Source organism: Amycolatopsis sp. cmx-11-32 (assembly GCF_047608695.1).
GTDB lineage: Bacteria > Actinomycetota > Actinomycetes > Mycobacteriales > Pseudonocardiaceae > Amycolatopsis.
Window position 1 is genome coordinate 116737 of sequence record NZ_JADNQN010000006.1, and the last position, 17824, is coordinate 134560.

The window sequence follows — 17824 nt, forward strand, 5'->3', positions numbered from 1 at the left end:
TTCCTTCAGATCGCGGGGACGGGAACCGTGGTGAGCGCGGAGCGGCGGCGCCAGCAGAGATAGCCGGTGAGGATCGCGGCGCCGACGAACTCGATCGGGAACAACAGGGCCCAGACGGAGCCGGTGCCCGCCAGGTCGTAGATCTCGGCTCGTGGCCAAGCGATGTTGACGATCATCATCGCGCCGTACCCTACTGCCGCGACGTTGACCGGAATAGCCCATCGCCCCAGGGAGAAATGGCCGGGTTCGGCGGTGAAACGGCCTTGGCGGCGCCGGACCAGCAGTGGTCCGGTCACCAGGAGATAGGCGAGGTAGACCACGACCACCGAGGTGCCGGTGATGGTGCTGAAGATCGTCGGATTCCCCAGATTCAGCAGCAGAAGCCCGATGGCGAGTACGCCGGACAGGACGGCTGGCGCGATCGGCGTCCCGGTGCGGGCGTTGACCGCGGAAAGCCGTTTGGCGCCGGGAAGCGCCCCGTCGCGGGCCATCGCGTAGATCAGCCGGACGGTGCCGGTCTGGATGGTCAGGGTGCAGACGACGACCGCGACCGCGACGTCGGCGAGGAAGATCCGGCCGAGTGTGTCCCCGAAGACGGCCGTGATCACATACGGCAGGCCCTTCCCGGCGAGCTGACCGTCGGTGAGGCTCGGCGCCGCCATCAGAGCGGTGATGACGACGGCGAGGCCGCCGATGCCGGAGATCAGGAGCGCGCGGAGCACGGCGCGTGGCGCGGTGCGGCGGGCGTCCTTGGTCTCTTCGGCGACCGAAGCCGCGGTGTCGAACCCGTACAGGACGTACGCGGCCATCAGCGCCGAAGCGAGGACCCCGCCGGCTCCCGGGCTTTCGCCCGTCGGCTGGAGCACGACCTGCGGTCCGCGGACTGCGAAGAGTGCGAGCCCGGTGATCAGGATGAGGACGCCGACGAGTTCGGCCGCGACCCCGACGTCGTTGATCCGCGCCATGAGCCGCACGCCGCCCGCGTTGATCGCGGTGGTGAAAACGACCAGCAGGGCACCGAGCAGTACCGCGTTGGTGGCGCCGGTCGGAGACGTGATCGCCGGGTCCCCGCCGACCAGCTGGAAGCCGCCCCAGACCGACGGGAGGACGACCTGCAACGCGATGGCGGCACCGGCGAGCGCGACGACGCAGCCCACCAGCATCATCCAGCCCGCCAGCCAGCCCGCGAATCCGGGGGAGAGGTGTTTCGCCCACTGGTAAACCGATCCGGCCAGCGGGAATCGGGCCGCGAGTTCGGCGAAGTTCAGCGCGACGAGCAATTGGCCGATGATCACCAGCGGCCAGGTCCAGAAGAACAGCGTGTCGCCGAAGGAATAGCCGAACGCGAACAGCTGAAACACCGTGGTCAGGATGGAAACGAAGGAGAATCCGGCGGCGAAGGCGGAAAAACCGCCCAGCGTCCGGCGTAGTTCTTGACGGTAACCGAAGGCGGAAAGGTCTTCGGACGGCATTACGGGGGCTCCTGTCTGAAGGGCCGAATTTCGATCGGCTGACCGAAATTAAGCGCGTGCGGGGTCCTTCCGATCTCCGCCGGGTAAGCGCGGTGTTAACAGATACCGGATTCGGTAACCTGAGCCGACCGCCGGACGTAACAAAGATCGCCGCGAAGAAATGGCAGGATCGGATAGATGACTAAAACGACCGGGGTGGGCAGGCCGAGAGCCAGCGGCGCCGCCGCGAGCAAGCGGGAAGCGCGGCTCGCGGTTTTGGACGCGGCGGGGGAGCTGTTCACCGGCGCCGGGTACGCGGCGACGACCACACGGGCCATCGCCGAACGCGCCGGCCTGCGCCAGGCGTCGCTCTACTACCACTTTCCGTCCAAAGAGGACATTCTCGCGGCGCTGCTGGAGGACACCGTCCGGCCGTCACTGGACGTCGCGGGCGGCCTGTCAGTGCAGCTGGCGCCCGTCGGCGCGCGGCTGTGGGCGCTGGCGTACGCGGACATCCACCTGCTCGGCAGCGCGCGCCACAACCTCGGTGCCCTGTACCTGCTACCGGAGATCTCCTCGCCGAGGCTGGGGCGCTTCCGAGCCGAACGGACGGAGCTCAAGAACGTCTACGGCGCCCTCGTCGCGGCGTCCGGCGTCCGCGACGACCTGCTCGGCATCCGGACCGACCTCGTGTTCGGACTCATCGAGAGCATCGCGATCGTCCGGCGGGACCACCCGGATCTGGACGTCGAGGCACACGCCGTCGAAGGTGCGGACAGCGTCTTGCGGCTCGCCGGCCTCGGGGAACCGGACGCCGAACTGCGGGCTTCCGCGCGCACGTTGCTGGAGGACTGAAACCGGGTCAGGCGGGGGTGGCGTGGAGCGCCTTGCTCAGCGCCGCCACGGTCAGCTCGATCTGCCACGGCCGGGCGCCGCCGTCACCGAGGACCTTGGCGACCGAATCCTCGCTCAGGTCCGCGGGCGGGCGCCAGCAGGTGCGGCGCACGAGTTCCGGCAGCAGCAGATTCTCCACCGGCAGCCTGCGATCTTCCGCGATCGCGGCGAGCGCCGCGCGGGCGGCCGAGAGCCGGGCGGCGGCGTCGGGGTCCTTGTCCGACCACCGGTTCACCGGCGGCGGACCGTCGGTCTGTTGTGCCGGGGTGGGCAATTCGTCGGCGGGGAGCGCGCGGGCGGCCTGCAAATGCCGCAGCCAGCTCGCGGTGTACTTGCGCTGGACCCGGCCGCTGAACACCGGCAGCGCCTGCAGCTGATCGACGGTCTTCGGGTCCGCGGTGACGGCGTTGATGATCGCGCTGTCGGGCAGGATCCGGCTCGGCGCGCGGTCGCGTTTGCGGGCGAGTTCGTCCCGCGCCTGCCACAGTTCGCGCACGGCGGCGAGCCCGCGCGCACTGCGGATCTTGTGCACTCCGGACGTCCGACGCCACGGCTCGGCCCGAGGGGCGGGTGGCGGCGCGTTGCGGACGGCTTCGAATTCCTGCTGGGCCCATTCGAGTTTGCCCTGGGCCGCGAGGTCGGTTTCGAGCTTCTCGCGCAGTTCGATGAGCAGTTCGACGTCGAGGGCGGCGTAGTTCAGCCAGTCGACGGGAAGCGGGCGCTTCGACCAGTCGGCGGCGCTGTGCCCCTTCTCCAGCTGGTAGCCGAGGAGGAGTTCGACGAGGGTGCCGAGGGCGACCCGTTCGTACCCCGCGAGCCGTCCGGCGAGTTCGGTGTCGAACAGGCTCTTCGGGCGCAGGTCGAGTTCGGCGAGACACGGCAGGTCCTGAGAGGCCGCGTGCAACACCCATTCGGCGTCGTTGAGGACTTCCGCGAGGGGTTCGAGCTGCCCTTCGAGCGGAATGGGGTCGATGAGGAAGGAACCGGCACCTTCACGGCGAATCTGTACCAAGTAGGCCTTCGGCCAGTATCGGTAGCCGGACGCGCGTTCGGTGTCCACGGCGATGGCCCCGCTGCCGCCCGCGATCTTCGCGCAGGCTTCGGCGAGAGCCGTCGCGTCGGCGATCACCGGTGGAGTGCCTTCGGCGGGCTCGCGTAACAAGACGGCGGCACTGGTGTCATCGGTGCCGGTCATAGAGTCCGCCTGCGGTTCTCCGGGTCGGTCGCCTTCCATAGGTGAAGACCCTACGGGACGAGCGGGCCGCGCCTGGTCCGCCCGCCCCGCAGGGCAGTTCGCCTTTGTCAGCGGATCACGCCGGCACGCATGGCCAGCGCCACCATCTGAGCCCGGTCACCCGTGCCGAGCTTGCGCCCGATGCGGGAGAGGTGAGACTTCACGGTGAGAGCGGAGAGGCTGAGTTCCTCGCCGATCTCCTTGTTGGACTGGCCGTCGGCCACGAGCTGCAGCACCTCGACCTCGCGCGCCGAAAGCTCGCGTGGGGTGTTGTCGGTGCCGGCGACTCGGGTGCCGGTGGCCAAGACCGGTGCGACGCTCGGGTCCGCGTAGACGCCGCCCTCGAGCACCCTGCGGACGCCGTCGGTCACTACGACCGGCGATGCCGACTTGAGCAGGTATGCCTGGGCGCCGGCCTGGAACGCCGACCTGACCGCGTACGGGTCGTCCGATGAAGCGAGCACCACTACTCGAGGCCAGCCATGGCTACGGAGTTCCGTAACCAGCTCGATGCCGCTGCCATCCGGCAGTCCGAGATCAAGGATCGCCAGGTCACAAGGCCCAGTGGCCTGTGCTCGCGCCCTCGCCTCGGCCACCGTGGCGGCCTCGTGGACGGTGCCCGCACCCATCTGTGCGAGTCTTGCTGAGATTGCCTCCCTCAACAGCGGGTGGTCATCGACCACCAACACGGAAAAAAGCTCTTCCCGCGGATGCGGAACCATGCTCGCCGGCAATGAACCGGCTGGCGTGGATCGGACGGCCTGAGAAATGCCGACGGTAGCCACGTCACTACCTCCCTGGAGTCGGTCGTGCCCCCCGACCGGCACCGGGACTTTCGGCCGTTTAGCCGCGCCAGCTTTAGACCGAAAGTGGTGTCGTCGTTGGCACTGTAGCCGCCCTGGGGCCTTCACGGGGGGATCGAATGGGTATCTATCTCAAACCAGTGGTTACTCAGGGAGTTCGTTGTAACACGATCGGGCTAGTACACAGCCGGTGGCTAACACATCGCCCAAAGAACACGATGGACTCCAGTTACCGGGGTGCAACCGACTGTGCAGATGGGCCGTGCAGCTGCCGGTGCCTCTGCCCGGGACCCTGGGAGACCAGCGCTTCGAACGTCGGAAACCCCCTCCGGCTTGGGGCCTGATCAACTTCGCGGAGCGTCATGATCGCTTCGTTCGGTGACCGCGATGGTAACGCTCCGAAAGCGTCTCGAGGTGTCCGGGCGCTCGGTTCCGGCAGGCTTGATCCTGTCGCTGACGGTGACACTGTGCGTAGCACGAACGGGGTGGTCCAGACCTCCGGACGGCCCGCTCGCCGCTGGTCGGAGCCCATCTGGCCCTGGCGGTCGTCTCGATGGCCTACGGTCGCTCTGGGGGGCTTGAGTCCGGAGTACGTGAAGGCGCTTCGGGGTTCTCGCGGGTTGTCGACAGTACGTGAAGGGCCCCTTGCTTGCGTTGGGCTCAGTGAAGGGGTCCTTCACGTACTCGGGCCGTCGTTTCGGGCGGGGGAGCAAGGGACCTTTAGTGCCGCTAGCTTTCCTAGCGGCGCTAGATGGCCGCAAATCGCAGAATAACCCAAATGCTATGTCTCGATTACTGGGACTCCGGCGTGTCGGGTCTCCGGAGGGCATGGTCCTTCGTCGAGTGAGGGTGAAGGGGACTTTCCCCGCATGGCATGCGGGGAAGGCGTCCTTCACGGTTCAAGGTCGTGGCGCTCTCGCCCCACGCCGGGAGGCGACGTAGTGAAGGCCTCTTTCCCTGCCTTGAGCGTCAGGGGCCGGCAAAGTCGCAGGGCTGCTGGTGGTGATCCGGGCTTGGCATAGCTGGTGCCTGCAGGGGCCGAGTGGGGAGGATTTCGGACGTTGAACGTCCGAAATCCTCCCCACTCGGCGTGTGCCGGGGGCATGTCTTCCTGAACCCTTGTTGATCAAGCTCCACTACCGGAGCGGCGAAGAGCCGCCTGACCTGTAAGACCTCGACTTTGCCGGGACCTGACCTCAAGGTAGGAAGGAGGCCTTCGCGGACTTGGAGTTTCGGAGGCCGGCGGGCTTCAGGAGGACTGACGCTGCTCGAAGAGGGTCACGCCGACCGGCGGCAGTCCGACAACACTCGCCATGACCTGGCAGAAGGCCTGCCCGTGCGGCCGCAGCGCGGCGTCGGTCGGCGTCCAGGACGCCCGCAGTTCCAGATCGTCGGTGCGCGCGGGGCCGGAGATGTCGCCGAAGCGGGCCGACGACGTCTCGGTGACCGTGCCGCCCAGCGCCGTCCACTCCGCGCCGGAGCTTTCCAGCGCATCGGTCAGCCACGACCAGCCGACGGCGGGAAGGAAGGGATCGGTCGCCAGTTCCCGGTCGAGTTCCGCGCGGACGTACATGACCAGCCGCAGGACCCCGTCCCAGCCTTCCTGGCCGTCCGGGTCGTGCAGCAGCACGAGCCGCCCCGACGCCAGCACGTCGGCCGGACCTTCCACCTCGCAACTCACCGCGTAGGACCATGGCGCCAGTCGCTGCGGCGGGCGCATCGTCTCCAGCTGCACTTCGGGGCGGGGCCGGACCGATTGCAACGCCGCGACGGCTTCACGGAAGAGGTCGGGTACTGACGTCATCGCGGTCACCAACCGACTGTAAGACGCGAGTGTCCGGTTCGGGGCGCAGACGCGCCGAGAGTAAGGCCGCGGAGCGCCCATGGCACCATGAACCGTGATGTCTCCTTCAGCTGCTTCTTCCGCGCAGACCGTCTCGTCGGCCCGTCGCGCCCTGCCCGGTTCGCCGTTCTTGGCCGCCGCGCGTGGCGAACGCCCGGACCGCACTCCCGTGTGGTTCATGCGCCAGGCCGGCCGGTCGCTGCCCGAGTACCGGGCGCTGCGCGAAGGCACCTCGATGTTCGACGCGTGCTTCGACCCGGAGATGCTCGCCGAGATCACGCTCCAGCCGATCCGCCGTCACGGCGTCGACGCGGCCATCCTCTTCAGTGACATCGTCGTCCCGCTCAAGGCGGCGGGCCTCGACATCGACATCGTCGCGGGCACCGGCCCGGTCGTCGCCGAGCCGATCCGTGACGCCGCGGGCGTGCGCGCGCTGCCGGTCCTGGCCCCGGAGCAGGTGGAGCGGGTCGCCGACGGTGTCCGGCTGCTGGTCGGGTCGCTGGGCGAGACGCCGCTGATCGGCTTCGCCGGCGCGCCGTTCACCTTGGCCTCCTACCTCATCGAAGGCGGGCCGAGCCGCAACCACGAGCACACCAAGGCGCTCATGCACTCCGAGCCGGAGCTGTGGCACGAGCTGGCGGGGCGCCTGGCGGATATGGCGAGCACGTTCCTGTCCGCGCAACTCGACGCCGGAGCCGACGCGATCCAGCTGTTCGACTCATGGGCGGGCGCGCTCTCCGAGCGGGATTACCGCGAGTTCGTCCTGCCGCATTCGGCGAAGGTCCTGTCCGCGGTCGCCGGGTATGGGGTCCCGCGTATCCACTTCGGCGTCGGCACCGGCGAGCTGCTGGTGGCCATGCGTGACGCGGGCGCCGACGTGGTCGGCGTCGACTGGCGTATCCCGCTCGACGAGGCCGTCCGGCGCCTCGGCGGCGGTGTCGTCCAGGGCAACCTCGACCCCGCGCTGCTGCACGCGTCCTGGCCGGTGCTCGAAGCGGAGGTCCGGCGCATCCACGCCGAAGGCCGCGCGGCCGACGGCCACATCTTCAACCTCGGCCACGGCGTGCTGCCCGGCGTCGACCCGGACGTCTTGACGCGCGTGGTCGGGCTGGTGCACGAGCTCCGGCCGTGAAGATCGCCGCCGTCGTCGGTGGCGGTATCTCGGGACTGACCGCGGCCTACCGCCTGCGGACGCTGCTCGGCGAAGACGCGCGGATCGTCGTCTTCGAGGCGACGGAGTCCCTCGGCGGGAAGCTCCGCACGATCGAACTCGCCGGTGAGCGCTACGACGTCGGCGCGGAGGCCTTCCTCGCCCGCCGTCCTGAGGCGCTCGCCCTGGTCCGCGAGGTCGGGCTGGGCGAAAGCCTCGTCCACCCCACCAAGGCCCGTGCCAAGATCCACGCCGGTGGATCCGTGCTCGGCCTGCCTCCTGGCACGGTCATGGGCGTTCCCGCCTCGGCCGACGCGGTCTCCGGAGTGCTGTCGGAGAAGGGCCGCGCCCTGGTCGAGGCCGAGTCTTCGCTGAAGCCGGTGGAACTTCCGGCCGGGGACACCCCGCTGGGCCCGCTGCTGCGCGAGCGGTTCGGCGACGAACTGGTCGACCGGCTGGTCGACCCGCTGCTGGGCGGAGTCTACGCCGGGGGAGCGGACGGCCTCGGCCTCCGCGCGACGATGCCCGGTCTCGCGTCGGCGGTCGATCGCGGCGCGCGTTCGCTCACCGAAGGCGCCGCCTCGCTCATGCCCGCCTCGCCGAGTACGGAGCCGGTCTTCGGAACCCTGCTTGGCGGGCTCGGCACCTTGATCCAGCGGCTCGCGGAGCTTTCGCGTGCCGAGATCCGGACCGGGGTCACGGTGACGGCGCTGAACCGCACCGCGACCGGCTGGATGGTCGACGGTCTCGAAGCCGACTTCGTCCTTCTCGCCGTCCCCGCGCCCTCGGCCCGGAGGTTGCTCGACGGCGTCGCGGGTGTGGCGTCGTCGGCGTTCGCCGAGGTCGAACTGGCGTCGATGGCGGTGATCGCGCTCGCGTTTCCGCCGGGCACCGACCTGCCGGAGTCGTCCGGCGTGCTGATCGGCGCGGGGGAGCGGGACGCGGCCGGGAAACCGTTCGCCGCCAAGGCGTTCACCTTCTCCTCCCGCAAGTGGGCGCAGTACGGCGAGGGCCCGGTCCTGGTGCGCGGCTCCGTCGGCCGGTTCGGCGAACTGGGCGCCCTGCACGCCGACGACGACGAACTCGTGCGCGTGGTCCGCGACGACCTCGCCCGGCTGACCGGGGTCGCCGCCGCGCCGATCGAAACCCGGGTGACCCGGTGGGGCGGCGGGCTCCCGCAGTACGGCACCGGCCACCTCGAACTCGTCGAGCGGATCGAACGCGCCGTCGCGGACGTGCCGGGGCTCGCCGTGGCAGGCGCGACGCTGCACGGTGTGGGGCTTCCGGCGTGCATCGCCACCGCCGACGCGGCCGCCCGCCGCATCGCCGGGATCACACCGACCCACGAGGGCTCCTGAGCACCGGCAGTGCCAAGATGGCGGTATGGCGCGGCTGAACTACAACGAGCTCAATGACACCATCCGCTACACCGCCTGGTCGGTCTTCCGGGCCGAGCAGGGCAAGCTCGGTGACGACCGCGCGCGAGCGACCGCGGAGACCACCGAGTACCTCGACGCGCTGGAGGGCAAGGGCGTCATCGTCCGCGGCCTCTACGACCTCTCAGGGCTGCGGGCCGACGCCGACTACATGGTCTGGTGGCACGCCGAGGAGATCGAGCAGGTCCAGGCGGCCTACAGCGGTTTCCGGCACACGCCGCTCGGCCGCGCCTCGGTGCCGGTGTGGAGCCAGGTCGCGCTGCACCGCCCGGCGGAGTTCAACAAGAGCCACATCCCGGCGTTCCTCGCCGGTGAAGAGGCCCGCAAGTTCATCTGCGTCTATCCGTTCGTGCGTTCCTACGAGTGGTATCTGCTGCCGGACGACGAGCGCCGCAAGATGCTCGCCGATCACGGCAAGGAGGCTCGCGACTATCCGGACGTCCGCGCCAACACGGTCGCGTCGTTCGCGCTGGGCGACTACGAGTGGATCCTGGCCTTCGAGGCCGACGAACTGCACCGCATCGTCGACCTGATGCGTCACCTGCGCGGCACCGAGGCCCGCCTCCACGTGCGCGAGGAGATCCCGTTCTACACCGGGACCAAGGTGGAACCCGCCGAGCTGATCACCCTGCTGCCCTAGTGAACGCACCACTGGACTCCCGCGTCTGGACCACGCTCACCGGCGACACGCTCGCCGAAGACGCCGTCGAGGTCACCGGCCCCGATTCCGTGCTGCCCGGCATTTTCCGGGTCGAGGAGGCGGCGACGACCAGCATCGCCGCGGCGACACTGGCGGCAGGGGAACTGTTGCGGCTGCGGGGGATCGAGCCCGGCCGGGTCTCGGTCGACACTCGGCACGCCGCCGCGTCGTTCCACAGCGAGCAGTACATCCGCGTCGACGGGGAGCCGGTGCCGTTCAGCGCGCCGCTGTCCGGCGACTACCGCGCGAACGACGGCTGGGTGCGGTTGCACTGCAACTATCCGCGGCACGTCTCCGCCGTGTGCTGGGGCCTCGGCGTACCGGCGACCCGCGAGGCGTTCGAGAAGGTCGTCGCGGCCAAGTCGAAGTTCGAGGTCGAGTCGGCGGTGATCGGCGCCGGCGGTGCCGCGGCCGTGCTGCGCACCCGCGAGGAGTGGCTGGCGCACAAGCAAGGACAGGTGGCCAGCGGACAGCCCATCGCCGAGATCCGGTCGCTCGGGCCGTCGGAGCCGGTGCGGCTGTTCGAGTCCGATCGGCCGCTGGGCGGGGTGCGGATCCTGGACCTGACCCACGTCATCGCCGGGCCTGTCGCGGGCCGGGTGCTCGCCGCGCACGGTGCCACCGTCATGCACATCGGGTCGGATCGGCTGCCGACCGTGCCACCACTGGCCGTGGACACCGGGATGGGCAAACTCTCGGCGTACGTCGACCTGGAGACCGAAGCCGGGCGTTCGCGGCTGCGCAAGCTGATCGCCCGCGCCGATGTCGTCCTGCAGGGCTTCCGGCCGGGATCGCTGGTGACCAAGGGTTTCTCGCCGGAGGCGATCGCCGAACTCCGGCCGGGGATCGTGGTCGCGGACCTGTCCGCCTATGGCTGGGAAGGGCCGTGGGCGCGCAGGCGTGGCTTCGACAGCCTGGTGCAGATGGCGTCGGGGATCGCCGACGAAGGCGGCAGGACCGCCGGGATCGACGGCCCGGGACCGCTGCCGGTGCAGGCGCTCGACCACGCGACCGGCTGGCTCACCGCGGCGGCGATCATGACCGCCGTCCGCCGAGCGGCCACCGAAGGCGGCAGCCGGCACGTCCGCACCTCGCTGGCCGGAACCGCGGAGTGGCTGAATTCCTTGGGACGCAAGGAAGCCGGCGCGACCGAGTTCGACGCCACCGAATTCCTGGAGGACGTCGACAGTCCGCTCGGGCGGCTGACCCGGGTCAAGATGGCGGGCGTGCTGCCGGGTGCGAATCCACAGTGGACAGAAGGAACGCATGTGGCGGGGAGCGACCGCCCGGTGTGGTAGCTGAAGGGGACTTTCCCCGCATGCCATGAGGTGAAAGCGCCCTTCGCCGCGTGAGATGCGGGGAAAGTCCCCTTCAGCTCCTGCGCACCCACCTCGTGAACCGGCTCCGTGGCTTCGGGATCGCGCCGCGTTCGACGAGCCAGGCGCCGAACTCGTCCGCGTAGGCCCGCGCGCGGATCGTGTCGGTCTTCGGGTGGCTCGCCGAGTACTCGCGGAACAGGGCGGCGAACCGGTCGCCGAGCGCTTCCGCGAGGTCGGGCCGCAGGAAGGCGGCGAGCCTGCGCTGCTTGTTCCGCAGCACGTTCGCCTCGATGCGGAGCCTGTCCGCCTCGAAACCCGCCGGGGCGTCGCCTCCGGCGAGGAGCGCCTTGAGCAGCTCGGCTTGCTGCCCGGCGAGCCGCTCCCGGGGCGAAGTCATGGCGAGACCGCTTCCCGCAGCGCGGCCAGCTCGGCCGCCAGTTCACTGTCGGGCGGGTAGTCGTCGTCGCGTTCCAGCAGTACACCGGGCGGCTCGGTGCGCCGCCGCAGTTCGCGCAGCAGGTCCAGCACTTCCGGGACGATCGGATGGGCATGCGTGTCGTGGTAGACGCCGTCGCGTTCGACGCCGCCCGCCATATGGGTGTACGCCAGCCGTTCCCACGGGATCTCGTCGAGGAACCGTTCGGGATCGGTGCCGAGGTTGCGGGCGTTGGCGTACAGGTTGGCGACGTCGATGATCAGCAGACAGCCGGTCCGATCGGTCAGTTCCCGCAGGAATTCCGACTCCGAGAACTCCGCGTCCGGCCATTCCAGTACCGCCGCGATGTTCTCCACCGCGAACGGCGCGTCCACGATGGACTGGGTCAGCTTGACGTTGTCCACCAGGACATCGAGCGCGTCCCGGGTGCGGGGGAGCGGCATCAGGTGGCCCGAGTCGAGGCCGCCCGCGCGCACGAAGCACACGTGGTCGCTGGCCAGCGGCGCGCCGAGTTCACGGGAGATCTCCGCGAGATGCTCGACGCGCGCGGTGTCCAGCGGTTCGGCCCCGCCGAGCGACAGCGAGACCGCGTGCGGCAGCACCGGGATTCCCTTGTCCCGCAAGGCGGTCAGCGTTTCGGGGAGCTGCCCGGCGTGCAGGTTCTCGGCGACGACCTCGACCCAGTCGACGCCGGGCAGCCGCGCGATCGACAGGTCGAGCTCATGCCGCCAGCCGATGCCGATCCCGAGGTGCCCTGGCCGGTCAGCCACCGCAGCCCCCGCCACCGCAGGAGCTGCCACCGCCACTCCCGCCGCCGCACGAGGATCCACCGGTGCCGCAGGTGCTGCCGCCGGACGAACCGCCGCCACCGAAGGCACCCGAGACGGGCGGCGGGATCAGCGCCGCGCTCAGCTCCTCGTCCGGGTAGAAGGCGAGTCCGCCCAACGCGACCGCCGCCGCGGCGCCGCCCAGCAGAGCGCCACCGGCCATGCCGCCCACGGCAGGCTGGTCGGGGATTCCGCGCTCCCGCGCCAGCGCACGGTTGGCGCTGCCGAGGATTCGGTTGCCTTCGCTGGTCGGGCGCGGGCCCGTCCGCTTGTTCTTGACGGCCCTGGCGACCAGCGTCGCGAACGTGGCCGCGATCAGCAGCGGGATCAGGAAGCCGACGGCGTGGTCGGCGGAGATCCCGGCGAACAGGCGCACCACCCCGAGGACCAGAACCGCGAGATACAGGAAGAACACGACCCGGCGGATCCGCGGCGCCTGGTTGACGACCACGAGTCCCCGCGCCTCCAGACCCTGGCCGAGCGCCTGCATCGGCCCCGACATCCGAAGCCGGTCGCGCATGCCGCGAGTCGTGGCGTTGTAACCCGGTTTGGCGCCCTTGGCGACGGCCCTCTCGATCCGGTCGGCGGGCTCCGGACCGGTCAGCTGGAGCTGCTTCGAGCTGCTGACCCGCAACGTCCCGCGGTCGACCAGCGCCGCGATGGCCGTGTCGACCACCCTGTCCGGGCCGCCGGCGAGGTAGGCGAGTTCGTACACCGTCGGCAGCGGTCCGCTCACGGTGGCACGTGGTGCCTTGCGGCCCAGCTTGACCGTGATCGTCCACAAGAGACCGACGACCAGCGGCAGCACCAGCAGGGCGGCGTAGACCGCCAGGAAAGTGGGTCCGGGGATGCCCCAGGTGTCTTCCATCGCACGGGCCTTTCACGAGCAGATGCGCTTACCGTAGTCGGACGCTCTTCCGTCCGGTCATGGTTTCCGTGATTCGAACAGCCGGAGTGGACTTTCGCGACGGTAGTTGGACCGTCAGCGGCCGCAACCACTTCCGCCTCCGCCTCCGCACGACGAGCCACCGCCGCACGAGGAACCGACGGCGAAGGACGCGCCTTTGCCACACGTACTCGCCGTGCCCGTCGACCCTACGTCGCCCGTCCTGACCAGCGTGGCCGCGAGAATCGGGTCGGGGAAGGCGTTCAAACCGCGAAGAGTTACCTGGCCAGGTCACGATCCCAGTCGCCGTAGTGGAGCCAGCTCGCCGGCGGTGGTCGCGCGGCCGGCCCGGTCCGGCCGCTGGAGCCAGCCGGTGAGGCCGATGGCCGCGAGCACGGCGAGGATCAGCACGATGAGGATGTCGGCGGGCCGCTTCGCCGGAACGGCGTTCGCCAGGCGCGCGGTCCCCACGACGAGAACGGCCACGTAAGCGACCAACGCGCACTGCCAGCCCACCCGGCGACCTCCAGGCCCCTTCGTTGCAAGTCGTCGCGAAGGTCCTTGATGACCGCGTGCCGTGCCATCCGTGACCGAAGATGGCGGAGACCGATGCCGCTGCCGGGTACGAACGAAATGACCGCGTGCTCGAAGGGATCGGCTGGAGCGGGCCTGACCGGGTACAGGGTTCCGGGGCCGTCGAGCCGGAGACCCTGCCGCTCGAGCAGGCAGGCGACGGCGGTGTCGGCGACCCGGTCGCTACCCCGGCGAGCGCGAACGGGATGGCGACCAGACAGCCGTACAGCCAGGCGAAGCCCGGTCCGCTGATACCCCAGGGTTCGTTCATACGACAGCAAAGCCCCCTACCCAAAAGCCCTCCCCGACGCTGTCTTGTCCATCGAGAACGCGTCGAGGAGGGCGGTGGTTCGCTTCGGTTGGTTACGACTCGGGAACGAGCGTCAGCGAGATCGAGTTGATGCAGTACCGCTGATCCGTCGGCGTGGCGTATCCCTCGCCTTCGAAGACGTGCCCGAGGTGGCTGTGGCACGACTTGCACAGCACCTCGATCCGGCGCATCCCCATGGCGGTGTCCTCGCGGAGGAGGACGGCGTCGGTATCGGCCGGGTCGTAGAACGATGGCCAGCCGCAGTGGCTCTCGAACTTCGTGTCGCTGCGGAACAGCTCGGCGCCACAGGCGCGGCACTGGTAGACACCGGTGGTCTTCGCATCGGTGTACTCCCCGGTGAAGGGGCGCTCGGTACCCGCCTGGCGGAGCACGGCGTACTCGTCGGGGCTGAGCTGTTCCCGCCATTCCTGCTCGGACTTGACCACGCGTGGCGTGGCTCCGACAACGGGTTTCATGCCTTTCACCGGTTCCACGTTACCCCGCGAGCCACGCGATGGCCCGGCCGATGATGTCCCATGCGGTGACCATCACGCCGAGCACGATGAGGATCACCACCAATGCCGAAATCCACCAGCGCAGACCGCCGAGGCGATTGCTGGAGTCGGCGAATTCGGAGACACCGTCGAGGCAGGCTTCCACGGTGAAGTTGGGGCCGCAGCGCTCGATGCGGTCCAGATGCTCGGCGAAGGCGCGAGCTTCGGGGTCGTACGGGTCGAGACCTACCAGGTCCTCGTCGAACCGAGGATTCTGGCCAGGTCCGAAAGGTCCGCTATCGGCCATACCAGCAACAGTAAGCCAAAAGCGGCGATTGGCCTACCACTGGCGAGGCGGGTCTCACCACCGCCACGTTGCGTCAGTTACCGAGTACTCGTGTGTCGGCGTCGATGAAGTACTCCCCGCCGACCTGGACGACACGCAGCGCGGGACGCGTTCCCTTGTTGAGCGTGATGTTCATGTCGATCGAGCCGTCGGCGTTGCCGCCGCCCTTGTCCGCTCGAGCGGTGTCGGCACCGGTGACCTTGTGGGTGCTCCAGTAATCGGCGAAAGCCTGCTCCGAGCCGTAGACGCCCTTCGCGGCGTCTGTGAGCTTCTTCCAGCTCGCGGACGTCCCGATCTTGCCCGTGTCGAAGAATTCGAGGACGAAGGTGCCCACGCTCGAGTAGTTGGTGACCCGCTCGCTCTCCGTCTTGCCAAGCCCCGCCTGGCTCGCCTTCGAAGACGACGGGGGAGTCGTTTTGGAGGTCGAGGTGCCGGGCTGGGGGTTGGCGCCGGCGTTGTTGCCGCCCTGGTTGTTGCCGCCGCCGTTGCTGGAATTCAGCACCAGGAACACGATCACGGCGATCACCACGACCGCGGCGCCGGCGCCCGCGAACAGGACGGCTTTGCGCTTGCCGTCCGAGGGCTTCGCCGGCGACGGTCGCATCGGGGCGGCCGCGGACGGCGGCTGGCTCATCGCGGCGACCGGGCGCGGCGGGGTGTTCGGCGGGGCGGCCTGCGAGCGCATCGGCATGAACGCGGCGGTCGGCGTGTGCTGCTTGGCGGGAGGAGGCGGAGGAGGGGTGGCGGCGGACTGGGCCGGTTTCTCGGTCCGCTGCCACGGCGGCCGGTCCCCGCCGGGAATGCCGTGCCCAGGTGTGTCAGGCACGGCGGGCTGTCTGCCGCCGCCGCCCGATCCGAAGAGCCGCGGCGAGGCCGCCGTGCCCGCGCCCGACTCGTTCGCCGCCAGCGCGGCGAGCCGCTCCCGGGCCTCGGCCATGGTCGGGCGTTCGGTCGGTTCGGTGCGCAGAAGGCTCATCAGCAGCGCCGTCGCGGCGCCCGCCTGCTGCGGCGGGTTGATCTGCCCGTTCGCGGCCGCGTACAGCAGTGCGAGCTGGTTGGAGCTGTTCCCGTACGGCGTCTGACCCTCGATCGCCTGGTAGAGCGTCGCGCCGAGCGCGAAGACGTCGGAGCTGGGCACCGGGTCCGAGCCGCGTGCCAGTTCGGGCGCGAGGTAGGCAGGGGTGCCGCCGATCAGGCCGGTCTGGGTGAGCGTCATGTCGCCCGCCGCGCGCGAGATGCCGAAGTCGGTGATCTTCGCGGTGCCGGACTCGTCGATCAGGATGTTCCCTGGTTTGACGTCGCGGTGCACGATCCCGGCGCGGTGCGCGGCGACCAGCGCCGACGCGACCTGCTCGCCGATCTTCGCGACGCGTCCCAGCGGCAGCGTGCCCTCATCGGAGATGATCGCCGAGAGGCTCGGGCCGTTCAGGTACTCCATCACCAGGCAGGGGTCGCCGCCGTGTTCGGCGATGTCGAACACCACGATCGCGTTCGGATGCTGGAAACGGGCCGCGTTCTTCGCCTCGCGCATGGCGCGCTGGCGCATGTTGTCGCGCTCGGCCTCCGAGACACCTGGCTGCGGGAGGATCTGCTTGACCGCCACCGAGCGCTCGAGGCGGACATCGATGGCACGCCAGACCACCCCCATGGCACCGCTACCAATTTGCTCGACCAGGCGATAGTGCCCAGCGATCAGCTGACCGGTGTCGATGGCGACTGCTCCTGACACATTCTTTGACTAGCACATTCCGGGGTGACGGTGGCGTTACGCGGTCGTGATGGTCGCGCGCACCCGATCGAGTGTAGCGGGCGACGGTTTCGGTTCCCCGTCAGCTCGCCGGTGCGGATGCGGGCGCATCTTCCTCATCGACCGGTTCGGCCACCGGAACGGCCTTCCGCCGGAAGACCTGCACCAGCCCGATGGCCCCCGCGGCGGCGAACACGGCGTAACAGACCAGGAGGGCGGGCGGTGTTTCCCCGGTCAGCGCGTCGCCGAGGACGACGACCGCGACCGTCCCCGGCAGGCTGCCGAGCGCGGTCCCGATCAGATACGGAACGAAACGGACCGACGACACTCCGCACAGGTAACTGAACGGAGCGAACGGCACCATCGGGATCAGCCGTAAGGAGGTGATCGCCAGTACCCCGCCGTCGGAAAGCCGGTCGTTGACCGCGCGGACCTTGGCCCGGTGCAGGTGCCGGGTGACGAGGTCGCGGCCGAGTGCCCGCGAAAGGGTGAACGAGAGGCCGGAGGCGACCGTGGTCGCCAGGATGCCGACGACGATGCCCGTCGTGGCGCCGAGCAGAAGGCCGCCTGCCAGGTTGAACACGGTGCGCGGGATCGGTGCCACGGTGAGTACCGAATAGATCAGGAAGAACACCAGCGGTGTGGCCGGGCCGAGTCCGGCCGCCCAGGCCCGCAGCCCGGCCGGGCTCGGGATCGGCAGGAGCACCGCGGCCGTCACGAAGAGGGCGAGCACGGTGAGCGCGAGAATCAATTTGGTACGGCCGGACACCGCGTCAACCGTACGGTATTCGCTGTGATCGACACCGAGGCGCTGCGAGCGCAGCCCGAACTCACCGGCGAGAACGTCGTGTTGGCGCAGCTCGACGAGTCCTACTTCGAGTCCGCCTGGCGGGCCCTGCGGGAGCCGGAGACCACCCGGCTGACCGGCACGCACACCGTCTTCACCGAGGACCAGATCCGCGAGTGGCTGGCCTCGCGGCCGGGCCTCGACGACCGGGCCGACTACGCGATCCTGCGCAAGGCGGATCGGGTCTACCTCGGCGAAGTCGTGCTTTCGGACTTCGACGAGGACAACCGCTCCGCCGCGTTCCGGATCGCGCTGACCGGGCCCGACGTCTTCGGCAAGGGCTACGGCACCGAGGCGACGAAGCTGATCCTGGACTTCGCGTTCGACATCGTCGGTGTCCATCGCGTCTCGCTGGAGGTGTTCGAGTTCAACCTGCGGGCCCAACGTGTCTACGAGAAGTGCGGGTTCGTCCGCGAGGGGCTTCAGCGGGAAGCCCTGTGGTGGGACGGCGAGTGGCATGACGTCATCACGATGGCACTTCTGAAGAACGATCCACGGCCCTGAGTCGCGCCGGACTGGCTACGGTGG

At 69.5% G+C, this 17824-nt stretch carries 18 protein-coding genes and 1 pseudogene; 6 read left to right on the forward strand and 13 right to left on the reverse strand.

Features of this window, described 5'->3' with window-relative positions:
- Nucleotides 1-5 precede the first annotated feature (5 nt).
- Nucleotides 6-1472, reverse strand: a complete 1467-nt coding sequence (locus ACM6LR_RS20200; protein WP_414937565.1) for an amino acid permease — start codon at nt 1470-1472, stop codon at nt 6-8.
- A gap of 177 nt (nt 1473-1649) precedes the next feature.
- Between ACM6LR_RS20200 and ACM6LR_RS20205 the strand changes: the two genes are divergently transcribed.
- The gene (locus ACM6LR_RS20205) at nt 1650-2306 is read left to right on the forward strand and encodes a TetR/AcrR family transcriptional regulator (protein ID WP_414937566.1); all 657 of its coding nucleotides are present in this window, start codon (nt 1650-1652) and stop codon (nt 2304-2306) included.
- A 7-nt stretch (nt 2307-2313) separates the two neighbouring features.
- On the opposite strand, the gene ACM6LR_RS20210 is transcribed toward ACM6LR_RS20205, so the two are convergent.
- From ACM6LR_RS20210 to ACM6LR_RS20220, 3 genes are all read right to left on the reverse strand, one after another.
- Nucleotides 2314-3540 (reverse strand): HRDC domain-containing protein, encoded by a 1227-nt coding sequence (locus tag ACM6LR_RS20210; RefSeq protein ID WP_414937567.1) that lies wholly within the window; start codon nt 3538-3540, stop codon nt 2314-2316.
- Nucleotides 3541-3647: 107 nt separating this feature from the next.
- Entirely contained in the window at nt 3648-4364 is a 717-nt protein-coding gene (locus tag ACM6LR_RS20215) for a response regulator transcription factor (RefSeq protein ID WP_034318331.1), read from the reverse strand.
- A gap of 1267 nt (nt 4365-5631) precedes the next feature.
- Entirely contained in the window at nt 5632-6195 is a 564-nt protein-coding gene (locus tag ACM6LR_RS20220) for a DUF3000 domain-containing protein (RefSeq protein ID WP_167406136.1), read from the reverse strand.
- An 88-nt stretch (nt 6196-6283) separates the two neighbouring features.
- Here ACM6LR_RS20220 and hemE point away from each other — a divergent pair, with 88 nt between their 5' ends.
- From hemE to ACM6LR_RS20240, 4 genes are read left to right on the forward strand one after another with little or no spacing between them, the layout of a single operon-like run.
- Nucleotides 6284-7357, forward strand: a complete 1074-nt coding sequence (hemE, locus tag ACM6LR_RS20225) for a uroporphyrinogen decarboxylase (RefSeq protein WP_414944295.1) — start codon at nt 6284-6286, stop codon at nt 7355-7357.
- Nucleotides 7354-8733 carry a protoporphyrinogen oxidase gene (gene hemG / locus ACM6LR_RS20230; RefSeq protein ID WP_414944296.1) on the forward strand — a complete coding sequence of 460 codons (1380 nt, stop codon included), beginning with the start codon at nt 7354-7356 and terminating at the stop codon, nt 8731-8733. Before hemE ends, hemG begins: the two co-directional genes overlap by 4 nt.
- A gap of 25 nt (nt 8734-8758) precedes the next feature.
- Entirely contained in the window at nt 8759-9451 is a 693-nt protein-coding gene (hemQ, locus tag ACM6LR_RS20235) for a hydrogen peroxide-dependent heme synthase (protein WP_414937570.1), read from the forward strand.
- A gap of 11 nt (nt 9452-9462) precedes the next feature.
- Nucleotides 9463-10809, forward strand: a complete 1347-nt coding sequence (locus ACM6LR_RS20240) for a CoA transferase (RefSeq protein WP_414937950.1) — start codon at nt 9463-9465, stop codon at nt 10807-10809.
- 73 nt (nt 10810-10882) lie between these two features.
- Here ACM6LR_RS20240 and ACM6LR_RS20245 read toward each other — a convergent pair whose 3' ends face one another.
- The 9 genes and pseudogenes from ACM6LR_RS20245 to ACM6LR_RS20285 form a co-directional block, all read right to left on the reverse strand.
- Entirely contained in the window at nt 10883-11227 is a 345-nt protein-coding gene (locus ACM6LR_RS20245) for a hypothetical protein (protein WP_414937571.1), read from the reverse strand.
- Complete coding sequence (locus tag ACM6LR_RS20250) at nt 11224-12036, reverse strand: DUF692 domain-containing protein (protein ID WP_414937572.1); 813 nt, start codon at nt 12034-12036, stop codon at nt 11224-11226. Before ACM6LR_RS20250 ends, ACM6LR_RS20245 begins: the two co-directional genes overlap by 4 nt.
- Nucleotides 12029-12961 carry a TIGR04222 domain-containing membrane protein gene (locus ACM6LR_RS20255; protein ID WP_414937573.1) on the reverse strand — a complete coding sequence of 311 codons (933 nt, stop codon included), beginning with the start codon at nt 12959-12961 and terminating at the stop codon, nt 12029-12031. Before ACM6LR_RS20255 ends, ACM6LR_RS20250 begins: the two co-directional genes overlap by 8 nt.
- 309 nt (nt 12962-13270) lie before the next feature.
- On the reverse strand, nt 13271-13495 hold the full coding sequence (locus ACM6LR_RS20260) for a hypothetical protein (protein ID WP_414937979.1): 225 nt from the start codon (nt 13493-13495) through the stop codon (nt 13271-13273).
- Nucleotides 13496-13554: 59 nt separating this feature from the next.
- Nucleotides 13555-13833 (reverse strand): annotated as a pseudogene (locus ACM6LR_RS20265) (hypothetical protein); the annotation flags it as partial.
- A gap of 82 nt (nt 13834-13915) precedes the next feature.
- A complete protein-coding gene (msrB, locus tag ACM6LR_RS20270; RefSeq protein WP_184902764.1) occupies nt 13916-14338 on the reverse strand; it encodes a peptide-methionine (R)-S-oxide reductase MsrB in 423 nt (140 codons plus the stop codon).
- A 19-nt stretch (nt 14339-14357) separates the two neighbouring features.
- Nucleotides 14358-14663 carry a hypothetical protein gene (locus ACM6LR_RS20275; protein WP_414937574.1) on the reverse strand — a complete coding sequence of 102 codons (306 nt, stop codon included), beginning with the start codon at nt 14661-14663 and terminating at the stop codon, nt 14358-14360.
- Between the two features lie 73 nt (nt 14664-14736).
- Nucleotides 14737-16350, reverse strand: coding sequence for a protein kinase domain-containing protein (locus tag ACM6LR_RS20280; RefSeq protein WP_414937951.1), 1614 nt, complete (start codon nt 16348-16350; stop codon nt 14737-14739).
- 181 nt (nt 16351-16531) lie between these two features.
- Nucleotides 16532-17218 (reverse strand): TVP38/TMEM64 family protein, encoded by a 687-nt coding sequence (locus ACM6LR_RS20285; RefSeq protein ID WP_414937575.1) that lies wholly within the window; start codon nt 17216-17218, stop codon nt 16532-16534.
- Nucleotides 17219-17242: 24 nt separating this feature from the next.
- On the opposite strand from ACM6LR_RS20285, the gene ACM6LR_RS20290 reads away from it, so the two are divergent.
- On the forward strand, nt 17243-17800 hold the full coding sequence (locus ACM6LR_RS20290; protein ID WP_414937576.1) for a GNAT family N-acetyltransferase: 558 nt from the start codon (nt 17243-17245) through the stop codon (nt 17798-17800).
- Nucleotides 17801-17824: the final 24 nt, after the last annotated feature.

Excerpts from the sequence above, each read along its gene's own strand:
- hemE (WP_414944295.1), top strand. The coding sequence starts at position 6,284 with ATGTCTCCTTCAGCTGCTTCTTCCGCGCAGACCGTCTCGTCGGCCCGT.
- ACM6LR_RS20205 (WP_414937566.1), top strand. The coding sequence starts at position 1,650 with ATGACTAAAACGACCGGGGTGGGCAGGCCGAGAGCCAGCGGCGCCGCC.
- ACM6LR_RS20275 (WP_414937574.1), bottom strand. The coding sequence starts at position 14,663 with ATGGCCGATAGCGGACCTTTCGGACCTGGCCAGAATCCTCGGTTCGAC.
- ACM6LR_RS20210 (WP_414937567.1), bottom strand. The coding sequence starts at position 3,540 with ATGACCGGCACCGATGACACCAGTGCCGCCGTCTTGTTACGCGAGCCC.
- ACM6LR_RS20280 (WP_414937951.1), bottom strand. The coding sequence starts at position 16,350 with ATGGGGGTGGTCTGGCGTGCCATCGATGTCCGCCTCGAGCGCTCGGTG.
- ACM6LR_RS20255 (WP_414937573.1), bottom strand. The coding sequence starts at position 12,961 with ATGGAAGACACCTGGGGCATCCCCGGACCCACTTTCCTGGCGGTCTAC.
- ACM6LR_RS20200 (WP_414937565.1), bottom strand. The coding sequence starts at position 1,472 with ATGCCGTCCGAAGACCTTTCCGCCTTCGGTTACCGTCAAGAACTACGC.
- hemQ (WP_414937570.1), top strand. The coding sequence starts at position 8,759 with ATGGCGCGGCTGAACTACAACGAGCTCAATGACACCATCCGCTACACC.
- msrB (WP_184902764.1), bottom strand. The coding sequence starts at position 14,338 with ATGAAACCCGTTGTCGGAGCCACGCCACGCGTGGTCAAGTCCGAGCAG.
- ACM6LR_RS20245 (WP_414937571.1), bottom strand. The coding sequence starts at position 11,227 with ATGACTTCGCCCCGGGAGCGGCTCGCCGGGCAGCAAGCCGAGCTGCTC.